This window comes from Antarcticimicrobium sediminis, assembly GCF_004348975.1.
Taxonomy (GTDB): domain Bacteria; phylum Pseudomonadota; class Alphaproteobacteria; order Rhodobacterales; family Rhodobacteraceae; genus Antarcticimicrobium; species Antarcticimicrobium sediminis.
This window is the reverse complement of record NZ_SMFP01000003.1, coordinates 40,117-65,040: the sequence shown is the minus strand read 5'-3', so window position 1 is coordinate 65,040 and position 24,924 is coordinate 40,117. Positions and strand designations below refer to the sequence as shown.

Annotated in this window: 23 protein-coding genes; 11 read left to right on the top strand and 12 right to left on the bottom strand. The window is 64.8% G+C overall.

Annotated elements, in window-relative coordinates; genetic code table 11:
- Nucleotides 1-95 precede the first annotated feature (95 nt).
- The gene (locus tag E1B25_RS05840) at nucleotides 96-1,493 is read right to left on the bottom strand and encodes an MORN repeat-containing protein (protein ID WP_132827827.1); all 1,398 of its coding nucleotides are present in this window, start codon (nucleotides 1,491-1,493) and stop codon (nucleotides 96-98) included.
- 202 nt (nucleotides 1,494-1,695) lie between these two features.
- Here E1B25_RS05840 and E1B25_RS05835 point away from each other — a divergent pair, with 202 nt between their 5' ends.
- The 3 genes from E1B25_RS05835 (at nucleotide 1,696) to E1B25_RS05825 (ending at nucleotide 5,724) form a co-directional block, all read left to right on the top strand.
- Nucleotides 1,696-3,354, top strand: coding sequence for an NAD+ synthase (locus E1B25_RS05835; protein WP_132827826.1), 1,659 nt, complete (start codon nucleotides 1,696-1,698; stop codon nucleotides 3,352-3,354).
- Nucleotides 3,355-3,396: 42 nt separating this feature from the next.
- The gene (locus E1B25_RS05830; protein WP_165937560.1) at nucleotides 3,397-4,329 is read left to right on the top strand and encodes a DMT family transporter; all 933 of its coding nucleotides are present in this window, start codon (nucleotides 3,397-3,399) and stop codon (nucleotides 4,327-4,329) included.
- Nucleotides 4,330-4,392: 63 nt separating this feature from the next.
- Nucleotides 4,393-5,724, top strand: coding sequence for an NAD(P)/FAD-dependent oxidoreductase (locus E1B25_RS05825; RefSeq protein WP_132827824.1), 1,332 nt, complete (start codon nucleotides 4,393-4,395; stop codon nucleotides 5,722-5,724).
- Between the two features lie 49 nt (nucleotides 5,725-5,773).
- On the opposite strand, the gene E1B25_RS05820 is transcribed toward E1B25_RS05825, so the two are convergent.
- A complete protein-coding gene (locus E1B25_RS05820; protein WP_132827823.1) occupies nucleotides 5,774-6,706 on the bottom strand; it encodes an MBL fold metallo-hydrolase in 933 nt (310 codons plus the stop codon).
- Nucleotides 6,707-6,901: 195 nt separating this feature from the next.
- Between E1B25_RS05820 and gltX the strand changes: the two genes are divergently transcribed.
- Nucleotides 6,902-8,227 (top strand): glutamate--tRNA ligase, encoded by a 1,326-nt coding sequence (gene gltX / locus E1B25_RS05815; RefSeq protein WP_132827822.1) that lies wholly within the window; start codon nucleotides 6,902-6,904, stop codon nucleotides 8,225-8,227.
- A gap of 108 nt (nucleotides 8,228-8,335) precedes the next feature.
- On the opposite strand, the gene E1B25_RS05810 is transcribed toward gltX, so the two are convergent.
- Nucleotides 8,336-8,905, bottom strand: a complete 570-nt coding sequence (locus E1B25_RS05810) for a gamma-glutamylcyclotransferase family protein (RefSeq protein ID WP_132827821.1) — start codon at nucleotides 8,903-8,905, stop codon at nucleotides 8,336-8,338.
- A 104-nt stretch (nucleotides 8,906-9,009) separates the two neighbouring features.
- Between E1B25_RS05810 and E1B25_RS05805 the strand changes: the two genes are divergently transcribed.
- Nucleotides 9,010-9,456 carry an RrF2 family transcriptional regulator gene (locus tag E1B25_RS05805; RefSeq protein ID WP_132827820.1) on the top strand — a complete coding sequence of 149 codons (447 nt, stop codon included), beginning with the start codon at nucleotides 9,010-9,012 and terminating at the stop codon, nucleotides 9,454-9,456.
- 4 nt (nucleotides 9,457-9,460) lie between these two features.
- Here E1B25_RS05805 and E1B25_RS05800 read toward each other — a convergent pair whose 3' ends face one another.
- Together E1B25_RS05800 and E1B25_RS05795 are read right to left on the bottom strand one after the other, a co-directional pair.
- On the bottom strand, nucleotides 9,461-11,992 hold the full coding sequence (locus E1B25_RS05800) for an ABC transporter permease (RefSeq protein ID WP_132827819.1): 2,532 nt from the start codon (nucleotides 11,990-11,992) through the stop codon (nucleotides 9,461-9,463).
- A complete protein-coding gene (locus E1B25_RS05795; RefSeq protein ID WP_132827818.1) occupies nucleotides 11,989-12,684 on the bottom strand; it encodes an ABC transporter ATP-binding protein in 696 nt (231 codons plus the stop codon). The genes E1B25_RS05800 and E1B25_RS05795 overlap by 4 nt, the downstream gene beginning before the upstream one ends.
- Nucleotides 12,685-12,732: 48 nt before the next feature.
- Here E1B25_RS05795 and E1B25_RS05790 point away from each other — a divergent pair, with 48 nt between their 5' ends.
- Nucleotides 12,733-13,398: an arylesterase gene (locus tag E1B25_RS05790; RefSeq protein ID WP_132827817.1), complete on the top strand. Its 666-nt coding sequence runs from the start codon at nucleotides 12,733-12,735 to the stop codon at nucleotides 13,396-13,398.
- Between the two features lie 167 nt (nucleotides 13,399-13,565).
- On the opposite strand, the gene E1B25_RS05785 is transcribed toward E1B25_RS05790, so the two are convergent.
- A complete protein-coding gene (locus E1B25_RS05785; protein WP_132827816.1) occupies nucleotides 13,566-13,772 on the bottom strand; it encodes a cold-shock protein in 207 nt (68 codons plus the stop codon).
- Between the two features lie 164 nt (nucleotides 13,773-13,936).
- Nucleotides 13,937-14,470 carry a DUF4329 domain-containing protein gene (locus E1B25_RS05780; RefSeq protein ID WP_165937559.1) on the bottom strand — a complete coding sequence of 178 codons (534 nt, stop codon included), beginning with the start codon at nucleotides 14,468-14,470 and terminating at the stop codon, nucleotides 13,937-13,939.
- Nucleotides 14,471-14,695: 225 nt separating this feature from the next.
- On the opposite strand from E1B25_RS05780, the gene trxC reads away from it, so the two are divergent.
- Nucleotides 14,696-15,121 carry a thioredoxin TrxC gene (gene trxC / locus E1B25_RS05775; RefSeq protein ID WP_132827814.1) on the top strand — a complete coding sequence of 142 codons (426 nt, stop codon included), beginning with the start codon at nucleotides 14,696-14,698 and terminating at the stop codon, nucleotides 15,119-15,121.
- 77 nt (nucleotides 15,122-15,198) lie between these two features.
- Here trxC and E1B25_RS05770 read toward each other — a convergent pair whose 3' ends face one another.
- The 3 genes from E1B25_RS05770 to ettA form a co-directional block, all read right to left on the bottom strand.
- Nucleotides 15,199-15,891, bottom strand: coding sequence for a hypothetical protein (locus E1B25_RS05770; RefSeq protein ID WP_132827813.1), 693 nt, complete (start codon nucleotides 15,889-15,891; stop codon nucleotides 15,199-15,201).
- A 65-nt stretch (nucleotides 15,892-15,956) separates the two neighbouring features.
- Entirely contained in the window at nucleotides 15,957-16,337 is a 381-nt protein-coding gene (locus E1B25_RS05765) for a hypothetical protein (RefSeq protein ID WP_132827812.1), read from the bottom strand.
- A gap of 280 nt (nucleotides 16,338-16,617) precedes the next feature.
- Nucleotides 16,618-18,273, bottom strand: a complete 1,656-nt coding sequence (ettA, locus tag E1B25_RS05760; RefSeq protein WP_132827811.1) for an energy-dependent translational throttle protein EttA — start codon at nucleotides 18,271-18,273, stop codon at nucleotides 16,618-16,620.
- A gap of 213 nt (nucleotides 18,274-18,486) precedes the next feature.
- On the opposite strand from ettA, the gene E1B25_RS05755 reads away from it, so the two are divergent.
- The 3 genes from E1B25_RS05755 (at nucleotide 18,487) to dacB (ending at nucleotide 21,636) form a co-directional block, all read left to right on the top strand.
- Nucleotides 18,487-19,320: a siderophore-interacting protein gene (locus E1B25_RS05755; protein ID WP_132827810.1), complete on the top strand. Its 834-nt coding sequence runs from the start codon at nucleotides 18,487-18,489 to the stop codon at nucleotides 19,318-19,320.
- Between the two features lie 71 nt (nucleotides 19,321-19,391).
- Nucleotides 19,392-20,000 (top strand): nicotinate-nucleotide adenylyltransferase, encoded by a 609-nt coding sequence (locus E1B25_RS05750; RefSeq protein ID WP_132827808.1) that lies wholly within the window; start codon nucleotides 19,392-19,394, stop codon nucleotides 19,998-20,000.
- Between the two features lie 142 nt (nucleotides 20,001-20,142).
- A complete protein-coding gene (gene dacB, locus E1B25_RS05745) occupies nucleotides 20,143-21,636 on the top strand; it encodes a D-alanyl-D-alanine carboxypeptidase/D-alanyl-D-alanine endopeptidase (RefSeq protein ID WP_132827806.1) in 1,494 nt (497 codons plus the stop codon).
- Nucleotides 21,637-21,674: 38 nt separating this feature from the next.
- Here dacB and yghU read toward each other — a convergent pair whose 3' ends face one another.
- Together yghU and E1B25_RS05735 are read right to left on the bottom strand one after the other, a co-directional pair.
- Nucleotides 21,675-22,544, bottom strand: a complete 870-nt coding sequence (yghU, locus tag E1B25_RS05740) for a glutathione-dependent disulfide-bond oxidoreductase (protein WP_132827804.1) — start codon at nucleotides 22,542-22,544, stop codon at nucleotides 21,675-21,677.
- A gap of 137 nt (nucleotides 22,545-22,681) precedes the next feature.
- Nucleotides 22,682-23,290 (bottom strand): GcrA family cell cycle regulator, encoded by a 609-nt coding sequence (locus tag E1B25_RS05735; protein WP_132827802.1) that lies wholly within the window; start codon nucleotides 23,288-23,290, stop codon nucleotides 22,682-22,684.
- Nucleotides 23,291-23,680: 390 nt separating this feature from the next.
- Between E1B25_RS05735 and E1B25_RS05730 the strand changes: the two genes are divergently transcribed.
- Nucleotides 23,681-24,856 (top strand): aspartate aminotransferase family protein, encoded by a 1,176-nt coding sequence (locus tag E1B25_RS05730; protein ID WP_132827800.1) that lies wholly within the window; start codon nucleotides 23,681-23,683, stop codon nucleotides 24,854-24,856.
- The last annotated feature ends 68 nt before the right edge of the window (nucleotides 24,857-24,924 follow it).

Sequence of the window (24,924 nt, the reverse complement as noted above, 5' to 3'; positions counted from 1 at the left end):
CAGCGGTCTGCGTGAGGTCGTTGGCACTGCCTGCACGCCCGCGCCTGCACCTCCGCATTCCGCCCCTCACCCGAACAGGCGACGCAAGCGAACCCTCACCCGCCGTTCTTCAGCGCGCCATTGTCCCACTGGCCGCTGGTCTCTTGCCCGGTGCCATAGCGCATGGTGCCCTGACCCTGTCGCTTGCCGTTTCTGAAGGTGCCCTCATAGACATCGCCATTGGCATAGGTGGCCACACCTTCGCCGCTGATCTCGCCCTTGGACCAGTCTCCGGAATAGCGAAAGCCGTCGGCCATCACGATCTCGCCCGTACCGTCGCGCTGGCCGTTGACGAACTGGCCGGTATAGACCGAGCCGTCGGCATAGGTGGCCTTGCCTTGCCCGTGGCGCTGGCCGTCTTGCCAGTCGCCCTCATAGCGATAGCCGTCGGCATAGGTCATCACCCCGGTGCCGTGGTTCTTGGCGTTCTTGAACATGCCCTTGTAGATGATGCCATTGGCATAGGTGGCCACGCCCTCGCCGTCGATCACCCCGGCGGTCCATGCGCCCTCATAGGTTGACCCGTCGGGATAGGCGATCTTGCCCTGCCCATCGGCCAGATCGGCGCGGAACTGACCTTCATAGATCGAACCGTCAGGATAGGTGACGCGGCCCTGTCCTTCGATCTGCCCTGCCACCCAGGAACCGGTGTAAACATAGCCGTCAGCGCCGGTAAAGCTGCCCTGCCCATGGCGGCGGTCATCGGCGAAGGCGCCCTGATAGACGTCGCCATTGGCGTAGGTGACCTTGCCCATGCCCTCGCGCCGACCGGCGACCAGATCCCCCTCGTAGACATCGCCATTGGCTTGGGTCAGCACCCCGGTGCCGCTGATCTGCCCGTCTGCCCATGTGCCGACATAGGTCAACCCGTCGGGCATCCGCAGCGTGCCTTGGCCGTGGCGCTGGCCATCGTTGATCTCGCCATCATAGACGGCGCCGTCGGGATAGGTGATCACTCCTTTGCCCTGTTTCTCGCCATCGAGCCAGTCGCCGCGATACTCATACCCGCCGGGGCTGGTCATGACGCCAAAGCCATTGTGCTGCGCGTTGCGGAATTCGCCCTCATAGCGCACCCCGTTGGCATAGGTGGCCACGCCCTGTCCGTTGATCACCCCATCAAGCCAGTCGCCTTCATAGGTGCCGCCGTCGGAAAAGGTGATCTTGCCCAGACCGTTCGGCTTGCCCTTGGCAAATTCGCCCTCATAGACCGAGCCGTTGGGAAACCGCGCCACGCCTTGGCCCTTGATCTCTCCATCCAGCCAGTCGCCGGAATATTCATAGCCGTTCGGCAGCCGATAGGTGCCGGTGCCGTGCTGCAACCCGCCGCGAAAGGTGCCCTCATAGACGCCGCCGATATCGTCTTCGGTGGTCAGCACCTGACCGTCCTGCGCACGGGCCTGTCCCGCCAGCATCAGACCGGTTGTGATCGCCAATACCATTCCAAGATGTCTCATCGGATGTCCTGCCTGCCCCCTGTGCCGCGATCCGTGTCGAGATCCGCGTCGCGATGTGCCCGCGCGGCGCTGTGGCGCGCCTGCGAAGCCATTAGAAACTAGGCGAGGGGGCGGGTTCAAGCAACGTCTTTTGCGGCGCAAGGCTTTCCCTCGGCACATGATCTGTTAAATGGCTGCAAACAGGACTTGGACCGAGGGCAGGATGTCTGATCGTTTCCGCGTGACGCTGGCGCAATTGAACCCCGTGATGGGGGATCTGGAAGGCAACGCCGCCAAGGCGCGCGAGGCCTGGGACCAGGGCCGTGCCGCTGGCGCCGATCTGGTGGCGCTGCCCGAGATGTTCCTTGTCGGGTACAACCCGCAGGATCTGGTGATGAAACCCGCCTTCCACACCGCCGCGATCGAGGCGGTGCGCAAACTGGCGGCAGACTGTGCCGACGGTCCGGCGCTGGCCATTGGCGGGCCATGGGTCGAGGGGGCGCAGCTGTTCAACGCCTATTTCATCCTCAGGGATGGCAAGATCGCCCATACCGCGCTCAAGCATAATCTGCCCAACGAGATGGTGTTCGACGAACAGCGGATCTTTGCCGCCGGTCCGTTGGGCGGGCCTTATTCGGTGGGCGACACCCGCATCGGCAGCCCGATTTGCGAGGATGCCTGGCACGAGGATGTCGCCGAGACCCTGGCCGAGACCGGGGCGGAATTCCTGCTGGTGCCCAATGGCTCGCCCTATTACCGGGGCAAGCATGACACCCGGCTCAACCACATGGTCGCCCGCGTGGTCGAGACCGACCTGCCGCTGATCTATCTCAACATGGTGGGCGGACAGGACGATCAGGTCTTTGACGGGGCCAGCTTCGGGTTGAACCCGGGGGGCGAACTGGCGTTTCAGATGCCGCAGTTCGACGCGGCCATCACTCACGTGGATCTGGAACGTGGGTCCGACGGCTGGCGCATCCTGCCGGGCGCGGAACACGTCCACCCCTCGGAATGGGAGCAGGATTATCAGGTGATGGTCATCGCCCTGCGCGATTACATGGCCAAGACCGGGTTCTCCAAGGTGCTGCTGGGGCTGTCGGGGGGCATCGATTCGGCGCTGGTCGCGGTGATCGCGGCCGATGCGCTGGGGCCAGAGAATGTGCGCTGCGTCATGTTGCCCTCGGAATACACCAGCCCGGAGTCGCTGGAGGACGCCGAGGCTGTCGCCAAGGCGCTGGGTTGCCATTATGATTATGTCCCGATTGCCGAGGGGCGGGGGGCGATCTCCAATACCTTGGAGCCGTTGTTTGCGGGGTTGAAACCCGACCTGACCGAGGAAAACATCCAGTCGCGCCTGCGCGGTCTGCTGCTGATGGCGATGTCCAACAAGTTTGGCGAGATGCTGCTGACCACCGGCAACAAATCCGAGGTGGCGGTGGGCTATGCCACCATCTACGGCGACATGGCCGGAGGGTACAATCCGATCAAGGATCTGTACAAAACCCGCGTGTTCGAAACCTGCCGCTGGCGCAATGATAATCACCGCGACTGGATGAAGGCGCCTGCGGGCGAGGTGATCCCGCCCCGGGTGATCTCCAAACCGCCCAGTGCCGAACTGCGCCCGGATCAGAAGGACAGCAACAGCCTGCCCGAATATGACGAGCTGGACGCGATCCTTGATATCCTTGTGGACCGCGACGGCTCCATCGCCGATTGCGTCGCCGCCGGGTTTGATCGGGCCACGGCTAAGAAGGTCGAGCATCTGCTCTACATTAGTGAATACAAGCGGTTCCAGTCGGCCCCCGGCGCGCGTCTGACCAAGCGCGCGTTCTGGCTTGATCGCCGCTACCCCATCGTCAACCGTTGGCGCGACCCGTCCTGAGGGCCTGCGGGCCATCTTTGCCGATTGAGGAGAGTTTGCCCCGTGACAGCCCTGATCGCAGCATCCTCGACCTCGCGGCTCTGGCTGACGGTTCTGGGCATCGGGCTGTGCTGGGGGGCGACCGGGCCGCTGTCGAAGCTGGCGGTTTCCACCGGACATAGTGCGGTGGGGATCACATTCTGGAACACCCTGCTTGCCGCTCTGATCCTGAGCTTGACGCTGGCAGTACGCGGGCGGCGGCTGCCGCTGAGCGCGCGGCATGTGCGGTTTTACCTGACCTGTGGTCTGCTCGGAACCGCCTTACCCAACAGCCTGTCCTATACCGCCTACGCGCATCTGCCGGTTGGCATCATGATGATGATGCTGTCGTTGGTGCCGATGGTCACCCTGCTGCTGGCCTGGCCGCTGCGGTTGGAGAGCCCCTCGCTTCGCCGCATCCTCGGGCTTTTGCTGGGGGTGGTGGGCGTGGCGCTGATCGTGCTTCCGGGCAGCAGCCTGCCGGACCCGGCCAAGGCGCTTTGGATCCTCGCGCCGCTGGCGGTGGCACTGTCCTATTCCGGCGAGAATATCGTCATTGCCAAATCGGATATGCGCGATCTGGGGCCGTTCGCAATGCTCTGTGGGCTCAGTTGGGGCGCGCTGGGGTTGCTGACGCCGGCGATGCTGGCAACGCAGAGTTGGTTTGACATCACCGCCTTTGGCCCGCCGGAACTGGCCGTGCTTGGCATCACCGTGCTGCATCTGGTGGCCTATGCGGGCTATATCTGGTTGATCGGGCAGGCTGGGCCGGTGTTTGCCGCACAGGTGGGGTATGTGGTGACGGGCACCGGGGTTCTGCTGGGTATGGTCGTGCTGGGCGAGCGCTATTCGCTTTGGGTCTGGGCGGCGCTGGCGGTGATGGCGCTGGGCCTGTCCTTGGTGCAGCCGAGACAGTCGAAGACAGTCGCCGTCGCGGCCCCCGGCCCGACCCCCTGAGGGGGCCCCTGAACCCGGGCAAAAAGGGGATGCGCGTGGCGATGGCTTGGCTATAGTCACGCCATGCCCGGACCCCAACTCACCCCCGTTTCTTCTGACCTGCAGCTTCCTGATCGCGCCGATGTGGTGGTGATCGGGGGCGGCATCGTCGGCACCTCGACTGCGCTGGAACTGGCCGAGCGCGGCTTGTCCGTCTTGCTGTGTGAAAAGGGCGTGATCGGCGGCGAACAGTCCAGCCGCAACTGGGGCTGGGTGCGATTGTCGATGCGCGACCCGCGTGAGATCCCGCTGATGATCGAGGCGCTGCGCCTTTGGGAGGGGCTGGACGTGCGCACCGGGCGCAAGACAGGGTATCGCCGCGCCGGCATCCTGTTCACCGCCGACAGCGAGAAAACCTATGCCGAACACGCCCGTTGGGCCGAGCACCTGACCCCCTATCAGGTCGAGAGCAAGATGGTGTCCGGCGCGGATCTGGACGCGCTGTTGCCGGGGCACCGAATGGATCTGAAAGGCGCGCTTTATACCCCGCGCGATGGCCGGGCCGAACCGCAATGGGCCGCGCCTGCCGTCGCCGAAGCAGCGCGCGAGGCCGGGGCGGTGGTGATGACCGGATGCGCGGTGCGCAGCCTTGACGTCGCAGCGGGGCGGGTGACGGGCGTGGTCACGGAAAAGGGCAGGGTGGGCTGCGATGCGGTGGTGCTGGCGGGCGGGGCGTGGTCGCGGTTGTTTGCCGGCAATTCCGGGGTGCAACTGCCGCAGCTCAAGGTGTTGAACACCGTCATGCGCACCTCTCCGGTCGAGGGCGGGCCGGAGGCCTCGGTCTGGGCGGGGGGCTTTGCCCTGCGCAAACGCGCCGATGGGGGCTACACCGTGGCCTCGGGCACCGAGAATACCGTTGATTTCGTGCCCGACAGCTTTCGCCTTGCCCGCGCTTTCCTGCCGGCACTGTTTCACGAATGGTCGAGCCTGAAATTCCGCCTGTCCGGGCGCTGGAGCGAGGAGGCGCGCCAGCCGCGCCACTGGCGGCCCGAGGATATCACCCCGTTCGAGACCTGCCGCATCCTTGATCCGACTCCGTCCGAGCGGGTGCTGCGGCAATGCTGGGGCGAGGCGCAACAGGCCTTTCCGATCCTGCAAGGGGCCGAAAGGCTGCAAAGCTGGAGCGGCATGATCGACGTGACCCCCGATGCGGTGCCGGTGATTTCCGGGGTGGAGGATCTGCCGGGGCTGCATATCGCGACCGGATTTTCCGGCCATGGCTTTGGCATCGGGCCGGCGGCGGGGCGTTTGATGGCCGATTTGGTCACTGGAAGTGCGCCGGTGGTGGACCCGCAGGCCTTCCGCCTGTCGCGCTTCAGCGACGGCAGCCGGGTCTATCTCGACAAGGGGTTTTGAGAGACAGACGCCCCGCCCGGCGTTGACGTCGGACGGGGACGCCTCGCCTTTACATCATCTGATAGCTGACTGGCACGAACCGGAACCCATCTCCGCGTGTCTCGACGAAGCCGGTGGCCGGGAAGGGCATGTGATAGCCGATCATCGCCACCCGGTCGGCCGCCAGCATACCCAGCACCTTGCGGCGCGCGGCGGTGGCGGCGGCCTTGTCCATGTCGAATTGCACCTCCCATTCGGGATGGGCGAAGGACCAGACATAGTGGTTGGCCAGATCGGCAGCCAGCACCAGCCGCTTGCCGGCGCTGTCGAGATGGAACGACAGATGCCCCGGTGTATGGCCGAAGCTGGCCAGCGCGGTGATGCCCGGCACCACCTCGGCCCCGTCCTCGATAAAGGTCATCTTTTCCGCCAGTGGCGTCACGTTCTTAGCCACCAGATCACCGACCCGATTGCCCGCATCCATCTTGGACCAGAAATCATATTCGACCCGTCCGGTGACATAGCGCGCATTGGCAAAGGTCGGCGCGCCCTCTGTCATCATGCCACCGATATGGTCGGGATGCATATGGGTCAGCACCACCACGTCGATCTGATCGGGGGTGGTGCCTGCCTCGGCCAGGGCCTGTGCAATACCGCCCTGTCCCAACCCGGTGTCGAACAGGATCTTCTGCCCGCCGACCTCGACCAGAGACGGGGTGAAATAGAACTGCGCGGTATCGGGCGAGATGAAGTTCTGTGCCGAAACCTCGGCGAATTCCTCTTCGCTGGCCCCGCCGCCAAAAATCGCCTTGGCGCCGTCGCGCGGCAGGCTGCCGTCAAGCAGGGTGGTCACCGACATCTCGCCCAGCGAAAAGGCGCGGGCGTGCGGCAGCGCGGGCTTGCCTGCGTGGGCCTCTGCCAAGGCAGGGCGGGCGGCACTCATGGCCAGGGGAAGGGCGGCAGCCCCGGTCAGGGCGGCGCGGCGCGTCAGTCTGATCGTCATGGTCTTGCTCCTTGTTGAACTCTTGCAGGAAACATAGGGCATCCGGCGCATTCGGCGCGTGCAAATCGCAATTATTTGATCTGGAGGGGCGATCACGGCGCGGCGCAAAGACGGGCGCAAAGACGGGGGGCGGCATGCTGACAACTGGACATTTCCCGGTCCGTGTGACACATGGCCGACAACAGGAGTACCCCCATGACCATCACCCGTTTCGCCCCGTCGCCCACCGGCTATATCCATGTCGGAAACCTGCGCACCGCGCTGATGAACTACATGATCGCCCGCAAGGCGGGCGGCACGTTCATCCTGCGGATCGACGATACCGATCAGGAACGGTCGAAACAGGAATACATCGACGGCATCCAGGAAGATCTGGAATGGCTGGGAATCACCTGGGACCGGATGGAATATCAGTCCAAACGGCTGGATCGCTATCACGAGGCGGCCGACAAACTGCGCGAGATGGGCCGCTTTTATGAGGCGTTCGAGACCCCGACCGAACTGGACCTCAAGCGCAAGAAGCAGCTGAACATGGGCAAGCCGCCGGTCTATGACCGCGCCGCGCTTGATCTGTCGGACGAGGAAAAGACCGCGCTGCGGGCCGAGCGTGGCAACGGCGTCTGGCGCTTCAAGCTCGACCGGGAACGGATCGAGTGGACGGACGGTATCCTTGGCCCGATTTCGATCGACGCGGCCTCGGTTTCCGACCCGGTTCTGATCCGCGGCGACGGGCAGATCCTGTATACTTTGGCGTCGGTGGTGGACGACATGGAAATGGGCGTGACGAATATCGTGCGCGGCGCTGACCATGTGACCAATACCGCCACCCAGATCCAGATCATCCGGACCTTGGGCGGCGCGCCGCTGGAGTTCGCGCACCATTCGTTGTTGACCGGCCCGCAGGGCGAGGCGCTGTCGAAACGGCTTGGTACGCTTAGCCTGCGCGATCTGCGGGCGCAGGGCGTCAAGCCGATGGCGCTGCTCAGCCTGATGGCGCGGTTGGGTTCGGCGGATCCGGTAGAGCTGCGCAGCAACATGGACGAGCTGATCGAAGGTTTTGATATCTCGCGCTTTGGCGCGGCGCCGACCAAGTTCGACGTCAATGACCTGTTCCCGCTGACCGCCCACCATCTGCAGTCGCTGCCGCTGGACACCGTGCGGGCAGAGGTCGATGCGCTGGGCGTGCCGGCGGATCTGGCCGAGTCGTTCTGGTTGATGGCGCGCGATAACATCACCACGCTGAACGACCTTGGCGGCTGGTGGAGCCTGTGCCGGGATGGGGCCGAGCCATTGATCGCCGACGAGGACAAGGACTTCATTGCGCAGGCGATGACGCTGCTGCCCGAAGGCCCGTTCGACGGCACGACCTGGGGCGCATGGACCGCCGCTGTGAAAGAGGCGACCGGGCGCAAGGGCAAAGGTCTGTTCATGCCGCTGCGCAAGGCGCTGACGGGGATGGAGCGCGGGCCGGAAATGGCCACGCTGCTGCCGCTGCTGCAAAAGGTGCGCGCGCGCGGGTGACCGCGCCCGGCCAAGGCTGGCGCAGGGTTGGCCAAGGGCTGGCGCTGCGTCGCAGGCCGGTGCCTCCGGCGGGGATATTTCCAGTAAGAGGAAGCTGGCGGGGGCTGCTTAGCCCCCGTTGACGACGCTGGCACTCATGGCCTTGAGCCGACCGTCAACAAATGCGGTCTCCTCAGGGCTGAGGCTTTGGTGGCGCGGATAGCGCGGTGCGGCCCGGTCGTTGAGGATCGGCGCATCCCAGCCGTCGGTGGTGGCAAAGAAACGGTCGGCGCCGTCCGGCCCGAATTCGCGCAGATAGCCCTGCACCACCACATCGAGATAGCTCAACAGGATCGGAAAGGCTTGGCTCGGGTGCTGATGGCGGTGCTCGGGCACGGCATAGACCGCGATCTCGATCTCCTGGCGCACGAAATGCGTGACGTTCTCGGTCGCGGGCACCCGGTCATAGGCCCATTCGCGTGCGTCCAGCTTGTCCCAGTCACCGCCGGGTACATGGGCGATCATGCCTTCGATTTCGGTCTCAGGGTCCGGGATTGCGGTCAGAAATGCCACCTCGCGCAGATCGGTGTGCCGCCAGGCCCGCCGCCAGCCGGCCAGTCGCGCCGGGCGCGGGTCTGAAAAATCGTGGGTGGCGGAATTCACCAGGCTGCCATAGCCAAAGAAATAGGGGTCTGCCATCGGCGCGCGCTCCGCTCTGATACGATTTGGGGATTGATGTATGTCAAACCGCTTTTTTCCAAAAGGTGCAATAAACATTCAGGGATTGCGAGAGGGGAACGCACGTGCGCATTACCAAACGGACCAATATTGCCATTCGACTGCTGATGTATTGTGCCACGCATCCAGAGCGGTTGGTGACAAAGGCGGAAATCGCCGAAAGCTGCAACGTGTCGGAAAACCACCTTGCGCAGGTCATCAACCAGCTTGGCCAGCTCCGCTATCTGCGAACGCAACGTGGTCGCAATGGCGGCATGAGTCTGGCGATGCCAGCGGAAACGATCCGCATTGGCGAGGTGTTTCGCCTGCTTGAGGGCGGCTTGCCGCTGGCTGAATGTTTTGCCGATACCGACAACACCTGTCCGCTGGTTTCGGCCTGTCGGTTGCGGGTGGCGCTGGTCGACGCGGCGCAGGCCTTTTATGAATCGCTGGACGAGGTCACGCTTGATGCGCTGATCTGCGACAACCTTGATCTTTTGAAACTGTTGCAGCCCGTCACCTGCGGGCGCTGAGCGGTCATTCCTGACCGCGCAGCACCTGCGCCGGGCGCGCCGCCAGCGGTCGCCAGGCAAACAGCAGCCCGGCGAGCAACGTGGCCATCCCGCCGCCCAGAACGATGGCGATGGCGGCGGGCCAGATTACGGCGAAATCGGTTTCCAGCACCAGCCGGGTCACGGCCCAAGCCCCGGCGAGGCCTGCCGCCAGCGCCACCGACCCCGCCGCCGCGCCCAGAAGCGCACTGCGCAAGGCAAAGCTGAGCAAGATACGCCAGCGCGGCGCGCCAAGGGTTTTCAGCACCGCCGCTTCATAGGTGCGCGCATCGACACCGCCGGCGGCGGCCCCGATCAGCACCAGAAACCCGGTCAACAGCGAGATGCCCGCCGCCCAGGAGGTGGCGGCGGCGATGCCTGACAGCACCTCGCTTACCCTGTCGATGGCGTCGCGGACGCGAATGGCGGTGATATTGGGGAACTGGCCAGCCAGATCGCGCAGGATCGCCGCTTCGGCCTCGGGCTGTGCATAGACGGTGGCGATAAAGCTGTGCGGCGCGCCGGCCAGTGCGGCGGGGTTCAGCGTCAGGATAAAGCCCATCCCGGCGGTGGAGAAATCGACCTCGCGGAAGCTGGTGATCGTGGCGGTGATGTCGCGGCCGAGCACGTTGACCGTCATCGTATCCCCCAGCTTGAGGCCCATTTCTTCGGCCTCTTCTGCCGCAAAGCTGATCTGTGGCGGGCCGGTATAGTCTTCGGGCCAGAAGGTTCCCGCAGTGATCTTGGTGGTGCTGCCCGGGCGGGCGGCATAGGTCACGCCGCGATCGCCCCGCAGCACCCAATGCGGCCCGGCCACTTCGCGGGCGGGGGAACCATTGATCTTGGTGATCACGCCGCGCAGCATCGGCGCGCTTTCGATGCGCGAGACCGCCGGGTCGCCGTTCAGGCGCTCCAGAAAGCCGGGCATCTGGGATTGCTGGATATCGACGAAGAAATACGACGGTGCCACCTCGGGGAGGTTGCCGGAGATCGCGTTGCGCAGGTTGCCGTCGATCTGCCCCACGGCAGAGAGCACGGATAGCCCGAGCCCGAGTGACAGCACGACCGACCCGGCCCCCTCGCGCGGGCTGGCGATCGCGGCCAAGGCCCAGCGCAGGGCCGGGTGCCCGCGTGCCAAGACGGCACTGCGCCGGGCAAGAAACCGCAGCAGGACAGCGGCCAGCGCCAGCATCAGAAGCGCAACAGCGATCCCCCCGGCTGTCGAAAGCGCCAGGCGTGGCGCGCCGCTGAACCAGGCCGCCAGCGCAACAAGCAGCGCCAGCGCGCCGGCGATGGTCACAAGAAACCGCGGGGCCGGCCAGATCCGCGCGCCCGAGAGCGAGTCGCGAAACAGCGTGGCGGCGCGCACCTGTTCCGTGCGTGCCAGCGGCCAGAGCGTAAAGATCAGCGCGGTCAAAAGGCCATAGATCGCGGCCTCGGCCAGCGGTCTCGGATAGAGCGTGAAGAGGGCGGGAACCGGCAATTTCGCGCCGATCAGCGGCCCCAGCAGCAACGGCAACCCGCCGCCCAGCACCAGCCCCAGCGCGATGCCGAGCAGCGCCAGCGCGCCGATTTGCAGGAAATAGGTCTGAAAGATGGTGGCGCGGTCGGCGCCCAGCGTGCGCAGGGTGGCGATCACCGGCGTCTTGCCCGCCAGATAGGCGCGTACAGCCGCCGAGACGCCGACACCGCCCACAGCCAGACCCGAGAGCCCGACCAGAACCAGAAAGGCGCCCAGCCGCTCCACGAAGCGGGCCACGCCGGGGGCGCCGTTGCGCGCATCGCGCCAGCGCAGGCCGTTGTCTTCGAACCGGGCCCTGGCCGCCGCCTCCAGCGCGGGCAGATCGGCCCCTTGCGGCAGGTCAAGCCGGTAGTTGGCGGAATACAGTGTCCCTTGGCCCAACAGACCCGAGTGCGCCAGCGCCGCAGTCGCCACGATCGTGCGCGGGCCAAGGGTGAAGCCCCCCGCCGCCCCGTCCGGCATTCGTTCCAGCGCCGCCATCAGCACGAAGTCTTGCGTGCCCAGCCGAAAGTGGTCGCCGGGGGTCAGGCCCAGCCGGTCGATCAGCGCGCGCTCCATCACCGCGCCGGGCAGGCCGTCGCGCCCCACAAGGGCGGCATCGAGCGCCATGTCGGGGGCCAGCACCACGGTGCCGGTCAGCGGATAGGCATTGTCCACCGCCTTGACCTGGGTGAGGCCGCGCTCATCTTCCCCGCCGGCGTGGGGGACAACGGCCATGGAGCGGAAATCGACGATTTCCGACACCCGCGTCGCGGTCTGCGCCATCCAGTCGCGTTCATCGTCGCTGGCAAAGCGATAGGTGAACTCCATCTCGGCATCGCCCCCGAGCAGCGCGGCGCCCTCTTGTGCGAGCCCGGCTTCGATCGCGGAGCGGACGCTGCCAACGGCGGCAATCGCAGCCACCCCCAAGGTCAGGCAGGCGAGAAAGATACGGAACCCCCGCAGGCCGCCGCGCAGCTCTCGCCGGGCGAAACGGGTGGCGAGTGACAGGCTCATTCGGCGGCGTCCCGCGCGGCATCGGCGCTGATGCGCCCGTCGCGCAGACGGATCACCCGGTCACAGCGGGCGGCCAGATCCGGCGCATGGGTGACCAGAACCAGCGTTGCCCCGTGTCGGTCGCGCAGGCCAAAGAGCATGTCCATGATCGCGCGGCCATTGGTCTCGTCGAGATTGCCGGTGGGTTCGTCCGCCAACAGGATCTGTGGCCGCGGCGCGGCGGCGCGGGCCAGCGCCACGCGCTGCTGTTCGCCTCCAGACAGTTCTGAGGGATAATGCCCGGCGCGCTGCGCCAGCCCCACCGCCTCCAGTTCGGCCTCGGCGCGGGCAAAGGCATCGCGATGGCCCGCCAATTCCAGCGGTGTCGCCACATTCTCAAGTGCGGTCATGGTCGGGATCAGGTGAAAGGATTGAAACACCACCCCCATGTGGTCGCGGCGAAACCGTGCCAGCGCATCCTCGTCCATCGCGGTGAGATCATGGCCCAGTGCCATGACGCTGCCGCCGGTGGCCTGTTCCAATCCGCCCATCAGCATCAACAGCGAGGATTTGCCCGATCCCGAGGGGCCAATCAGCCCCAATGTCTCGCCCGGTTGCACATCAAGGGTGATGCCATGCAGGATATCGACCCGCCCGGCATTGCCATTCAGGGACAAAGTCGCATCTTTAAGGGAAAGCACGGGGTCGGTCATGGGGCATCCTGTCCTGAGTGTCTTATCGGATATGGAGTGTGGGGCGACATGCGCAAGTTTTTCCTTGGAGTGATCTTTTGTCTGTGTGCCTCTGTGGCCGCAGCGACAGAGGTGACCATCGCCGCGCTGGGCGACAGCCTGACGCAGGGATATGGGCTGCCTGCGGATCAGGGATTTGTGCCGCAACTGGGGGTTTGGCTGGCCGATCACGAGGGCGACTCCGGTGCCATATCCGGGGTTGAGGTCGCGTTGATCAATGCCGGGGTGTCCGGGGATACCACTGCTGGCGGCGCCGCGCGCGCGGCCTGGACGTTGACGCCCGAGGTCGACGCCCTGATCGTGGCGCTGGGGGGTAACGACATGTTGCGCGGTCTTGATCCCGGCGTCGCGCGCGCCAATCTGGAGGCAATTCTTCAGGCCGCGCAGCAGGCCGGGGTTGCGGTGCTTTTGGTCGGGATGCAGGCACCGGGCAACTATGGCCCCGCGTACAAGGCGGAATTCGACGCCATCTATCCCGATCTGGCGGCGCAATATGGCGCGCTTTATGCGGAAAGCTTTTTTGCCGGTTTGGAGGGGCTGCGCGACGATCCCGCCGCACTGGGCCATTACATGCAGACCGATGGCATCCATCCCAATGCCAAGGGCGTGACCCGAATTGTTGCGGCGCTGGGGCCCAAGGTGCTGGATCTGGTGGCGCGGGCGCAGGGCGGCTGAGGGCGACCCATTTGGGGTTGCCCGTCTGGGGCTGGGTCGGCGTTGAGGCATGTCTGGGGTCTTGAGAGGGCTGATCAAAATGCTGTGATCAAACGAAAACCCCCTCCCGGCTTGAACCGGAAGGGGGCAAAAATTCCTGTCTCTGGCCCGTGGGCCAGACGTCAGGTTCAGGCCAGCGCCAGATTGATCGCCGATTCGCGGCCGTCACGGCCGGCTTCGATATCAAAGGTCACTTTCTGGTTGTCGGCCAGGCCGGTCAGGCCCGAACGCTCGACTGCCGAGATGTGCACGAACACATCTTTGCCGCCGGATTCCGGTGCGATAAAGCCGTAGCCTTTGGTGGTGTTGAACCATTTGACGGTGCCATTAGCCATCGTCGTTTCTCCTATACATGTCTGCCCGCGGAATGCGGCAGGTTCGGCTCGGTCATAGCAAGATCGAAGACTGAGCCTTGGTAGAGGAGCAGTAGTGTCGATAGCGTAACGTTGCCCGGGACTACATGGGGTCGAAAAAGATTCGGATCAAGAGGGAAACGCGCTTATTCCCATGATTCAAGCGCGAGGAGTTGCGCAAAAGACAGCCTTTTGCGGATCACCCCGTCGTCGCCGGGGCGGAAATCCGGATCCTGTGGCAGGCACGCCAAACCGCAGATTTGTACCGCCAGCATGGCGCGGCTGTCGATGTACCACAACCGCCCGCCCGGTGTGGCGATATAGCCGTTGACCCCCTCGTCATGGTCGCTGCGCATGTCCAGCGCGGTGGGAAACTCGGCCGGGACCGTGGGGTCATAGGCCCCGTGGGTGTGCAGCGACGCGATCAGCTTGACCCCGGCCTGCGGTATCACCGGGGTACAGCCGTTGTGATGGCCGCGTATGATTTCGGTGAAGACGGGCTGATCGTCGCCATCCCGGCCCAGATAGCCGCAATATTCATAGCGCGCGGCGAACGAGAGGTGTTGGATCGGTTCCATCCGCGCCCGGAGTATCGCCACCTCAGCCAGATCGGGCGGGGTATAGGCGGGCAACGGCTCCAGCAGCAGTGCCAGCACGAAAAGGGCGGTGGACAGGATCATCGCAACGCCCTGTTCACAGGCGCATGCGGGGCGCGCGGCGGGCCCGCTGGCAGAGACGCATGACGATGACGTCTGAAATCGATGCTCTGATGATCGGATATCCCATGTTCCCATCCTGCCGCAGGACGGTCTGTTGGGGCAAGCGCCGAGCGATGCGCCCCTTGCGAGCGGGGGCGCTTTTACCCATATGACTTAAGGAATGTGTTTTCTCGAAAGGATGCTCAGATGGCGGGCAAGAAACTGACCTGTTTGTCGTGCGGACAGCTCAACCGGGTGCCAGAGGAAAAGCTGGCGTCAGGGCCGAAATGCGGCACCTGCGGCGCGCCGCTGCTTCCGGCCAAGGCGGTCGAGGTTGATGCCGCGACGCTGGCCAAGGCGGCGCAGAACGACGATCTGCCGCTGGTGGCGGATTTCTGGGCGCCTTGGTGCGGGCCGTGTCGGATGATGGCGCCGGAATTTTCCAAGGCGGCGCAGACGATGCAGGGGCGCGCCCGGTTGGTCAAGCTGAACACCGAGGAGCATCAGGCAGCGGGGGCGAAATACGGCATCCGCGGCATTCCCACGATGGTCGAATTCGCTGGCGGGCGCGAGGTCAAGCGGCAGTCGGGCGCAATGCAAGAGCCGCAAATCGTGAGTTGGATCGACGGCTGAGGGGAGGCGGGGCGGCGCGCGCGTCTCCCCCTCTCTCCCTTTGACAGCGGGCGCTTCGGCACCCGTTGTGGCGGCAATCAGAAACGAAGCGTGGTGACAATCCGGCCCGGTTTCACCGCTACCAAACTGCCATCGTCGAGCTGTTTGCGCATCCCGCGCAAAACTGTGGCAGAACCGGGAATACCAGCTTCGGCCGCCGCCCTGTCGGCGGCGCTGACCCGGTCTTGGGCGCAGTCGCCTTTGACCGTCCAGCGCCGGTACGAGATCGGACCGGCCACCGCCCCGGCGATCACCTTCGGCGCGATATCGTTCGGTCGCACCTGCCCTGAGACGATCAGCGCCTTGATCGCCTCGGCGATGATCTCGGCGCTGTCCTGAAATTCCATCGCGGCAATCTGGTGCTCGGCCTCGGTTGCGGCGCCATCGGTCAGGCAATGGCGGGCGACAAACAGCCAGTCGTGGATCATGTAGGCGGGCGCATAGCCCCAAGGGGCAAAGCCGTTGAACATCTGACCGGCGCGCGGGATCGAACCGCCATCGGTATAGATCATCTCTGGCTGGATCACTTGGGGCGAGCCCTTGGCCCGCACCAGCCGTAACGGATCGCGCGGGTTGGGCACATAGACGAACCGCCCATCCCCGGCGCCGCCCCCTTCGCCCACCCACATGACAAACAGCGTGCCCTTGAACCGTCCCGCCGGAACCGCGTCATAGTCCACATGGCCGCAGGCGGCGAGGAGCAGGGCAAGCAGCAGGGCAAAGCGGTGCATTTGGTCTCTCCGGCGGTTTGGAGAACTGTGCCGGAGGCGGGGGTGTTTGGGAAGGGGCGCGCCGGTCAGCTTTGCGCGCGCTGGGGCAGGGCGCAGGAAAACAGCGCGGCCAGAAGCGCAGCGGTGCCGGTGGTGGTGCCGATCCAGCCAAAGAACCAGAATTGACCGGCCAGTGCATCCTCGGCGAAGGAGGCCGCGAACTCGCCTTTGCCCCATGAGGCGGCGGCAAAGCTGGCCAGTGCGATCAGCGCAAAGAGCGCGATCCGCACCCGTGCCGCCACCCCGGCGCGGGCGGTGAGCAGGGCCAGCAACAGCCCGGCAGGGGTGCCGATCCAAACCACCTGCGCCGCCCACCAAGGATGCGCACCAAGGAACTGCGGCAGACCGATCAGGGGGGCCAGGCCCATCGAAAGGGCGGCAGCGATCAGGGCGGGGATGTGTTTCATGCGGCAACCTTTGTCAGAACGGCAGAGGTCAGCCTAGAGCGTGCGGAGGTCGCGCGAAACAGCCCTCACGCAAGGGTGAGTCATTGTGTGGTCAGGAGGACGCAGGTCGGGGGGCGGGGTGGGCGTGAGACGGGCGGGGCCCGAAGGTGGCGGCCAAGTGGTCAAGTCCTCGTAGAAAACTGTGGGCCGCTCCGTCGGCTTTGGAGCAATCGGGTCATGTGGCCGGGGAAAAGGAAATCGCCCGCCGGAGTGCGGCGGGCGATGCAGTGCAGGAAGAAATTTACCGCGAAAACTTCTTGTACTTCAAACGCTTGGGTTCCATTGCATCTGGCCCCAGACGGCGCTTCTTGTCCTCTTCATAGGCAGAGAAATCGCCCTCGAACCATTCCACATGGGCCTCGCCTTCAAATGCCAGCATATGGGTGCAGATCCGGTCGAGGAAGAAACGATCGTGCGAGATCACCACGGCGCAGCCGGCGAAATCGACCAGCGCATCTTCCAGCGCGCGCAGCGTTTCCACGTCGAGGTCGTTGGTCGGTTCGTCAAGCAGCAGGACATTGCCGCCCTCTTTCAGCAGTCGTGCCATATGCACCCGGTTGCGTTCGCCGCCCGACAGCAGCCCGACCTTTTTCTGCTGGTCGCCGCCCTTGAAGTTGAAGGCCGAGCAATAGGCGCGGCTGTTGACCTGCGCATCGCCCAGTTCGATGATCTCGGCGCCGCCAGAGATCGCCTCCCAGACGTTGTCATCGGGATTCAGATCGTCGCGCGACTGATCGACATAGGACAGTTTGACCGTGTCCCCATATTCGATGGTGCCGGCGTCGGGGTCCAACTGGCCGGTCAACATGCCGAACAGGGTCGATTTGCCGGCGCCGTTGGGGCCGATCACGCCGACGATGCCACCGGGCGGCAGCGAGAACGACAGATCCTCGATCAACTGCTTGTCGCCCATATGCTTGGTCAGGTGTTCGACCTCGATCACCTTGGAGCCCAGACGCGGGCCGTTGGGGATGACGATCTGTGCGCGCGTGATCTTTTCGCGCTCGGACTGGCCGGCCATCTCGTTATAGGACTGAATCCGCGCCTTGGATTTCGCTTGCCGGGCCTTGGCGCCCTGCCGCATCCAGTCCAATTCGCGTTCCAGCGTCTTTTGCCGGGCCTTGTCTTCGCGGGCCTCATGCTGCAGGCGCTTGGCTTTCTGTTCCAGCCATGCGGAATAGTTGCCCTCGTTCGGGATGCCGCGGCCACGATCCAGTTCCAGTATCCACGAGGTGATGTCGTCAAGGAAATAGCGGTCGTGGGTGACGATCAGGATCGTGCCTTTGTACTCGACCAGGTGCTGTTGCAGCCAGGCGATGGTTTCGGCGTCCAGGTGGTTGGTGGGTTCGTCAAGCAGCAGCATGTCCGGCGCTTCGAGCAGCAGCTTACACAGCGCAACGCGGCGTTTCTCACCGCCCGACAGGGTGGTGACATCGGCATCGTCGGGCGGGCAGCGCAGCGCCTCCATGGCAACGTCGATCTGGCTGTCGAGATCCCACAGGTTCTGGCTGTCGATCTCGTCCTGCAGCTGGGCCATCTCGTCGGCGGTTTCGTCTGAGTAGTTCATGGCCAGTTCGTTATAGCGATCAAGTATCGCCTTTTTCTCGGCCACGCCCAGCATCACGTTCTCGCGCACCGACAGGCTTTCATCAAGCTGCGGCTCCTGCGGCAGATAGCCGACCTTGGCGCCTTCGGCGGCCCACGCCTCGCCGGTGAAATCCTTGTCGATGCCGGCCATGATCCGCATCAATGTGGATTTACCGGACCCGTTGACGCCGACGACGCCGATTTTCACCCCGGGCAGAAAGTTCAGGTGGATGTTTTCAAAGCATTTCTTGCCACCGGGGTAGGTCTTGGAAACACCCTGCATGTGGTAGACATATTGATAGGCGGCCATGGTTACTCCGGTTTTGGACTGGGAAAAGCGCGCAGCGCGCACTGTTTGGCCCTAGATAGTGGTCCCGGCGCGTGCGGGCAAGCCGCCTGCACGGGTGGCCTGCGCAATGCGACGTGGCGGTATTGACGGGCGGGGCTTGAAGTCTGACTAAAATAATCAGAAATAAGGGGCGGCGCAGTCCTGCGCAAAACCGCGCAAAATGGAGATATGCCCATGTTCGCAGCCCCCGGTCCCGCCCTGCCTGACCTGAAACGTCCCGCCCGTGGCAAGCCCGGTGCGCGGCTGGTGACAGTGGCGGCCAGCCGCCGGATCACGCCGAACATGATCCGGCTGACCCTGACCGGGCCGGATCTGGCGGACGTTCGGATTGGGTGCGAAGGGGCGAACTGCAAAATCCTGCTGCCCGAGGCAGGGCAGACGCGCGAGGGTTTTGCCCAGCAGATCAAACAGGGGCCGCGTCCAGTGACGCGCACCTATACGGTGCGGCACTGGCGGCCCGAGGCGCTGGAACTGGATGTGGATTTCGTCGACCATGGCAATGAGGGACCGGCCAGCGCCTTTGCCAACCGGGCGGTGCCGGGCGATTTCTGTGGCTTTGCCGGGCCGGGGCCGGTCAAGCTCGCCGGGTTGACGGCCGACTGGTATCTGGTGGCCGCCGATATGTCGGCGCTGCCGGTGGCCGCCGCCACGCTGGAGGCGATGCCGCGTGATGCGCGCGGCGTGGCGATCTTTGAGGTGACCGACCCCGCCGACCGGCAGCAGATCGACGCGCCCGAAGGGATCGTGCAGCACTGGCTGCCGCTTCCAGACCCGCATCGGCCCTCGCAGGCGCAGGAGACCCTGATCCGGGCGCTGGACTGGCCGGAGGGCCCCGATGTGCGGGTCCAGACCTGCATTGCCGGCGAAAGCGCGGTGATCAAATCGCTGCGCGCCTATCTGCATCAAGACCGCGCGCTGCCGCGCAAGGACACCTACATCTCGGGCTATTGGAAGATCGGGCTGGTCGAGGAGGAGCATCAGGCAGAGAAGCGCCGCGACAACGCTTGAAATAGCACGCTCATTTGCGCTGGACCCTCCCGCGCGCGGCCCCTAGGTTCGCCCGCCAGAGGAGACAGGAAATGCGAACCGGATTTCCACCTGCCGGGCGGGGCCAGTCTGTTGGGCTGTTGGGCGGGTCATTCGATCCGGCCCATGCGGGGCATGTGCATATCACGCGCGAGGCGCTGCGCCGCTTTGGGCTGGACCGGCTGTGGTGGCTGGTCACGCCGGGCAATCCGTTGAAGGATCGCGGACCCGCGCCGCTTGCTGTGCGGATGGCACGGGCGCGGGCGCAGATGCAGCACCCGAAGGTGAGCATCACGGATATCGAGTCGCGGCTGGGCACCCGCGCCACCGCCGATACGCTGATGGCCCTGCGCGCGGCCTATCCCGGCGTGCGATTCGTCTGGCTGATGGGTGCGGATAATCTGGCCCAGTTCCACCGCTGGCAGAACTGGCGTGCGATCATGGAGACCGTGCCGCTAGGTATTCTGGCGCGCCCGGACGAGCGGATCTCGGCCCGGACCTCGCCGGCGGCGCGGATCTATCGCCACGCCCGACTGCCGGCGCAGGCCAGCCACCTTTTGGCACGGGCAGAGGCCCCGGCGTGGTGTTTCGTCAATGTGCCGATGGTCGATGTCAGTTCAACCGCGATCCGGGCCAATGGTGACTGGTACAGCGCAGGATGACTCGGGATCGTCAGGTCCGCTGCGTTCGGGCGCCTGCGACAGGGCGCTTTGGGCCAATTGTGACGGGGCTGCGCCGCATGGTCGCTGAATTTCCTGAATTCTCCCGCTTGTTTGCCAGAATAAGCTGCGATTTGATGGCGCCATGAACATCAAGGTTTCACGACGTTGGATTTTGGCGGGGCTGGGCGCGGCGGCGATGCCGGGGGCGGCGCTGTCGGGCTCACCCGCCGCTTCGCTGCGACCGCGGATGCGGGCGGCGGATTTTGCCGCGCGCGCCAGTGGGGGCGCCGAGGGGGTGATCGCGCGGTTCGGTCTTCCGGGGCAGGTGGGCTGTGCCGTGGCCGATGTGACCAGCGGCGCGCATCTCGACTCCGTGCAAGGCAGCAGTGGCCTGCCGCCGGCCAGCGTCGCCAAGATCGTCACCTCGCTTTATGCGCTCGACCAGCTTGGGGGAAATCACCGGTTTCTGACCCGGGTGATCGCGACGGGCCCGGTGCAAGATGGGGTTCTTCGCGGCGATCTGGTGCTGGTGGGCGGCGGCGATCCGACACTTGATACCAATGCGCTGGCCGACATGGCGGCGCGGATGAAGCGCGCCGGCCTGCGCGAGGTGCGCGGCCGGTTTCTGATCTATGACGGCGCGCTGCCCTATGTGCGCAGCATCGACGCCGAGCAGCCCGATCATCTGAGTTATAGCCCGGCGGTGTCGGGGATCGCGTTGAATTTCAACCGGGTGCATTTCCAATGGACGCAGGGGGCCAAGGGCTATGAGGTAGCGCTGGATGCGCGCAGCGACCGCTATCGCCCCGAGGTGGCAATGGCGCGGATGCGCGTCGAAAAACGGCAGCTGCCGGTCTATACCTATCGCGATCAGGGCGGGATTGACGACTGGACCGTGGCCAGCACCGCGCTGGGCAAGGGTGGATCGCGCTGGTTGCCGGTGCGCAAGCCGGGGCTTTATGCGGGCGATGTGTTTCACACGCTGGCGCGGGCCCATGGCATCGCGCTGCCCAAACCCGAGATGGCGCGCCGCTTGCCGACCGGCACTGAACTTGCCCGCCAGACCAGCGCGCCACTGCGCGAGGTTCTGCGCCTGATGCTAAAATACTCCAACAACCTCACCGCCGAGATGGTTGGGATGAGTGCCAGCGCCGCCGGTGGTACGCCGCCCACTTCGTTGCGCGCCTCGGCCGAGAAGATGAGCCGCTGGGCTGCCGACAATCTGGGCATGAATGATACCCATATGGTGGACCATTCCGGGCTGAGCGATGCCTCGCGCATGACGGCGCGCGATCTGGTCACGGCGCTGGTGCAGGTGCGGCGGCATGGCATTCTGAAACCGCTGCTCAAACCGTTTCCGATGCGTGACGCACGTGGCAAGCTGGTCCAGAATCATCCGATTCAGGTGGATGCCAAGACCGGCACGCTGAACTTTGTCTCGGGGCTTGGCGGGTTTTTGACCACGCCGGATGGGACCGAATTGGCCTTTGCCATCTTTACCGCCGATCTGGACAGCCGCACGCGCAGCAAACGCTCGCAGGACGAGATCCCGCGCGGGGCGCGGCCGTGGAATCGCAAATCGAAACAGCTGCAGCAGAAACTGATCGAACATTGGGGCGCGATGCATCACGGCTGATCCGCACCGCGCCCCGATCTCGGTTTAGCTGGTCCGGCTTAGCTGGCGTCGGGGGCCAGTTTATCCTGCGTGTTGGTGTCGAAATCCGAGGCCGCGTGCCGCTCATGCAGCTGGGTTTCGGGCTTGCCAAAGGGGCGGTTGACCATCCGACCGCGCTGTACCGCCGGGCGGGCGTCGATCTCCTTGGCCCAGCGCTGCACGTGGGTGTAGGACTCCACATCGAGGAACTTGCCTGCCTCATACAGACGGCCCAGCGCCAACTGCCCGTACCACGCCCAGATCGCCATGTCGGCGATGGTATAGTCGTCGCCGGTCATGAAACGCCGCTCGGCCAGATTGCGATCCAGCACGTCGAGTTGGCGCTTGACCTCCATCGCGAAGCGGTCGATCGGATATTGCCATTTTTCCGGCGCATAGGCGTAGAAATGGCCAAAGCCGCCACCCAGATAAGGCGCGCTGCCCATCTGCCAGAACAGCCATGACAGCATCTCGGGTCGGTCCTCGGGGCGGCCCAGAAAGGCGCCGAACCTCTCGGCCAGATGCAGCAAGATCGCGGCGGATTCGAACACCCGTACCGGGGTCTCGCCGCTGCGGTCCATCAACGCGGGGATCTTGGAGTTCGGGTTGACCTCGACAAAGCCCGAGCCGAACTGATCACCATCCCCGATATTGATCAGCCAAGCGTCGTATTCAGCCCCGGAGTGGCCCGCCGCCAGCAGTTCTTCGAACATCACGGTCACTTTTACCCCGTTGGGGGTGGCCAGAGAATACAGCTGGAACGGATGCGTGCCCACCGGCAGCACCTTGTCATGGGTGGCACCGGCAATGGGGCGGTTGATGCTGGCGAAACGGCCGCCGCTCTCGCTGTCCCAGGTCCAGACTTCGGGCGGGGTATAGGGGGTGGTCATAGGGCGCGTTCCTTGCTGAGATATGTCGGTCCGTCGTTAAGCGGGGGCCAGCAAGACCTAATCGCGCAGGCGGCAGATGCCAAGCCGCGCCAGTGCAGACCGGGGTGTGCCCGGCCGCACAGGCGCGGTAAATGGGTTCAGCGGCGGCGGTCGCGCCGCGCGCTCATCGGTTGGAACGCGACGCCAACATGCGCCTCGCAATAGGGTTTGCCGGGCTGTACGGGCAGGCCGCAGAACCAGAAATCGTCGGTCGCGGGGTCACCGACCGGCCATTTGCAGGTACGCTCGGTCAATTCCATCAGCGTCAGCCGCTTGGCCTTCTTCTCGACTTCGCTGACCTTGGCCAGGGCCTCGGGGCTGATTTCGTTGGCCGAGGGCTGCGGCGGCAGCGGCTGGCCCGCCGGGATGATCTGTTTGCGCGCGGGCAGGGCCGGACGCGTTTCGACCGGGGCCGGGGCGGGGGCGGCCGGTTTCGGCTCGGAGGCCGGGCGCGGGGCTGCCTCGGGCTTGGCCTCTGCCTTGGGCTTGGCGGCGGCCTGTGGTTTGGCTGGCTCGGCTGGTTTCGCCTTTGCCTCGGCCTTGGCCGGGGTGGCGCCGGTGCTGCGGTTCGACAGGCCCAGACGATGCACCTTGCCGATTACGGCGTTGCGGGTCACCCCGCCAAGTTCCTTGGCGATCTGACTGGCCGACTGGCCCTCGCCCCACATTTTCTTGAGCAGTTCAACGCGCTCGTCTGTCCAGGACATGGTCTGCCTTTCAAAGCTGAAAAGCGGCCCGCGCTGCCGCGGCCGCCTTTAGAATTCCGTATTGATACGTATTCTAATCACTGCATCCCGATATACAAGCCACCAGCGATTCGCGAATCGGTTCTTCGGGAGGCAGGTGGACGCCAAATTGTCCGCTCAAGCGTGACTGTGGCGTTGATTTTCGCTTTTCTTTTGCGCCGCTTCGGGCTATTGGCGCGGCATGATCAAACGCCGCCATATCGCCGCAGTACGACGTCGACGCACCTTCGCGTAACGGCCCCGTTCGATCTTTGCGCCACATATCCGGCGCCCCTCTCTCTCAAATCGTTGACGACACTGCCCAAGCTGGGGCACTCCCTTGGGCCTATGACACCCTGAAAGGAGGATCTGATGATCCCGTCCATTCTGCCGACCTATACCCGCGCGCCGCTGAGCTTCGTCAAAGGCGAAGGCTCCTGGCTGATTGAGGCGGATGGGCGACGCTTTCTAGATCTTGGCGCTGGCATCGCAGTGAACGCGCTGGGCCATGCGCATCCCGCGTTGGTCAAGGCGCTGACCGAGCAGGCCGAGGCGCTGTGGCATGTCTCTAACCTGTACCGGATTCCGCAGCAGGAGGCGCTGGCCGACAAGTTGGTCGAGGCGACGTTTGCCGATACCGTCTTTTTCACCAATTCGGGCACCGAAAGCTGTGAACTGGCGGTGAAGATGGCGCGCAAGTACTGGTACGACAAGGGCCAGCCCGCGCGCACCGACATCATCACCTTTTCCGGCTCTTTCCACGGTCGCTCCTCTGCCGGGATTGCGGCGGTGGGATCGGAAAAGATGACCAAGGGATTCGGCCCGCTGCTGCCGGGTTTCAAGCATCTGGAGTGGCGTGATCTTGACGGGCTCAAGGCGGCAATCGACGATCAAACCGCCGCCGTGCTGCTGGAGCCGATACAGGGCGAAGGCGGTATCCGCCCGCTGCCCGATGCAGAGCTCAAGGCGATCCGCGCGCTGTGCGACGAAGCCGGCTGCCTGCTGATCCTCGACGAGGTGCAATGCGGCATGGGCCGTACCGGGCGGTTGTTTGCCCATGAATGGGCGGGGATTGTCCCCGACATCATGATGGTCGCCAAGGGCATCGGCGGCGGCTTTCCGCTTGGCGCGGTCCTGGCCACCGAAGAGGCCGCCAGCGGCATGACGGCGGGCACCCACGGGTCGACTTATGGCGGCAACCCGCTGGGCTGCGCCGTGGGCTGCGCGGTGATGGACGAGATCAACACGCCCGCGTTTCTTGACGCGGTAAACCGCAAGGCCGGCATGCTTCAGCAAAAGCTTGAAGGGCTGATCGCCGCCCACCCCGAGGTGTTCGAAGAGGTCCGCGGAACGGGCTTTATGTTGGGCCTGAAATGCAAGGCGCCGAACACGGATGTGGTCGCGGCGGGGTATGACAACCTGCTCATTACCGTGCCGGCTGGCGACAATGTGATCCGGCTGCTGCCGCCGCTCACCCTCAGCGAGGAGGAGATCGCCGAGGCGCTGATCCGTCTCGACGCGGTCGCCTGTCAGATCGAATCCGCCTGAACGCCTCTTTACAAATCCTGCGCTGGCCGCTGAAGTTATCCACAGTGGCCAGCCCAAGAAAAGAAGAA

Coding starts and splice junctions, on each gene's coding strand:
- E1B25_RS05840 (WP_132827827.1), bottom strand. CDS start 1,493: ATGAGACATCTTGGAATGGTATTGGCGATCACAACCGGTCTGATGCTG.
- E1B25_RS05835 (WP_132827826.1), top strand. CDS start 1,696: ATGTCTGATCGTTTCCGCGTGACGCTGGCGCAATTGAACCCCGTGATG.
- E1B25_RS05825 (WP_132827824.1), top strand. CDS start 4,393: ATGCCCGGACCCCAACTCACCCCCGTTTCTTCTGACCTGCAGCTTCCT.
- E1B25_RS05820 (WP_132827823.1), bottom strand. CDS start 6,706: ATGACGATCAGACTGACGCGCCGCGCCGCCCTGACCGGGGCTGCCGCC.
- gltX (WP_132827822.1), top strand. CDS start 6,902: ATGACCATCACCCGTTTCGCCCCGTCGCCCACCGGCTATATCCATGTC.
- E1B25_RS05810 (WP_132827821.1), bottom strand. CDS start 8,905: ATGGCAGACCCCTATTTCTTTGGCTATGGCAGCCTGGTGAATTCCGCC.
- E1B25_RS05800 (WP_132827819.1), bottom strand. CDS start 11,992: ATGAGCCTGTCACTCGCCACCCGTTTCGCCCGGCGAGAGCTGCGCGGC.
- E1B25_RS05795 (WP_132827818.1), bottom strand. CDS start 12,684: ATGACCGACCCCGTGCTTTCCCTTAAAGATGCGACTTTGTCCCTGAAT.
- E1B25_RS05790 (WP_132827817.1), top strand. CDS start 12,733: ATGCGCAAGTTTTTCCTTGGAGTGATCTTTTGTCTGTGTGCCTCTGTG.
- E1B25_RS05785 (WP_132827816.1), bottom strand. CDS start 13,772: ATGGCTAATGGCACCGTCAAATGGTTCAACACCACCAAAGGCTACGGC.
- E1B25_RS05780 (WP_165937559.1), bottom strand. CDS start 14,470: ATGATCCTGTCCACCGCCCTTTTCGTGCTGGCACTGCTGCTGGAGCCG.
- trxC (WP_132827814.1), top strand. CDS start 14,696: ATGGCGGGCAAGAAACTGACCTGTTTGTCGTGCGGACAGCTCAACCGG.
- E1B25_RS05770 (WP_132827813.1), bottom strand. CDS start 15,891: ATGCACCGCTTTGCCCTGCTGCTTGCCCTGCTCCTCGCCGCCTGCGGC.
- E1B25_RS05765 (WP_132827812.1), bottom strand. CDS start 16,337: ATGAAACACATCCCCGCCCTGATCGCTGCCGCCCTTTCGATGGGCCTG.
- ettA (WP_132827811.1), bottom strand. CDS start 18,273: ATGGCCGCCTATCAATATGTCTACCACATGCAGGGTGTTTCCAAGACC.
- E1B25_RS05755 (WP_132827810.1), top strand. CDS start 18,487: ATGTTCGCAGCCCCCGGTCCCGCCCTGCCTGACCTGAAACGTCCCGCC.
- E1B25_RS05750 (WP_132827808.1), top strand. CDS start 19,392: ATGCGAACCGGATTTCCACCTGCCGGGCGGGGCCAGTCTGTTGGGCTG.
- dacB (WP_132827806.1), top strand. CDS start 20,143: ATGAACATCAAGGTTTCACGACGTTGGATTTTGGCGGGGCTGGGCGCG.
- yghU (WP_132827804.1), bottom strand. CDS start 22,544: ATGACCACCCCCTATACCCCGCCCGAAGTCTGGACCTGGGACAGCGAG.
- E1B25_RS05735 (WP_132827802.1), bottom strand. CDS start 23,290: ATGTCCTGGACAGACGAGCGCGTTGAACTGCTCAAGAAAATGTGGGGC.
- E1B25_RS05730 (WP_132827800.1), top strand. CDS start 23,681: ATGATCCCGTCCATTCTGCCGACCTATACCCGCGCGCCGCTGAGCTTC.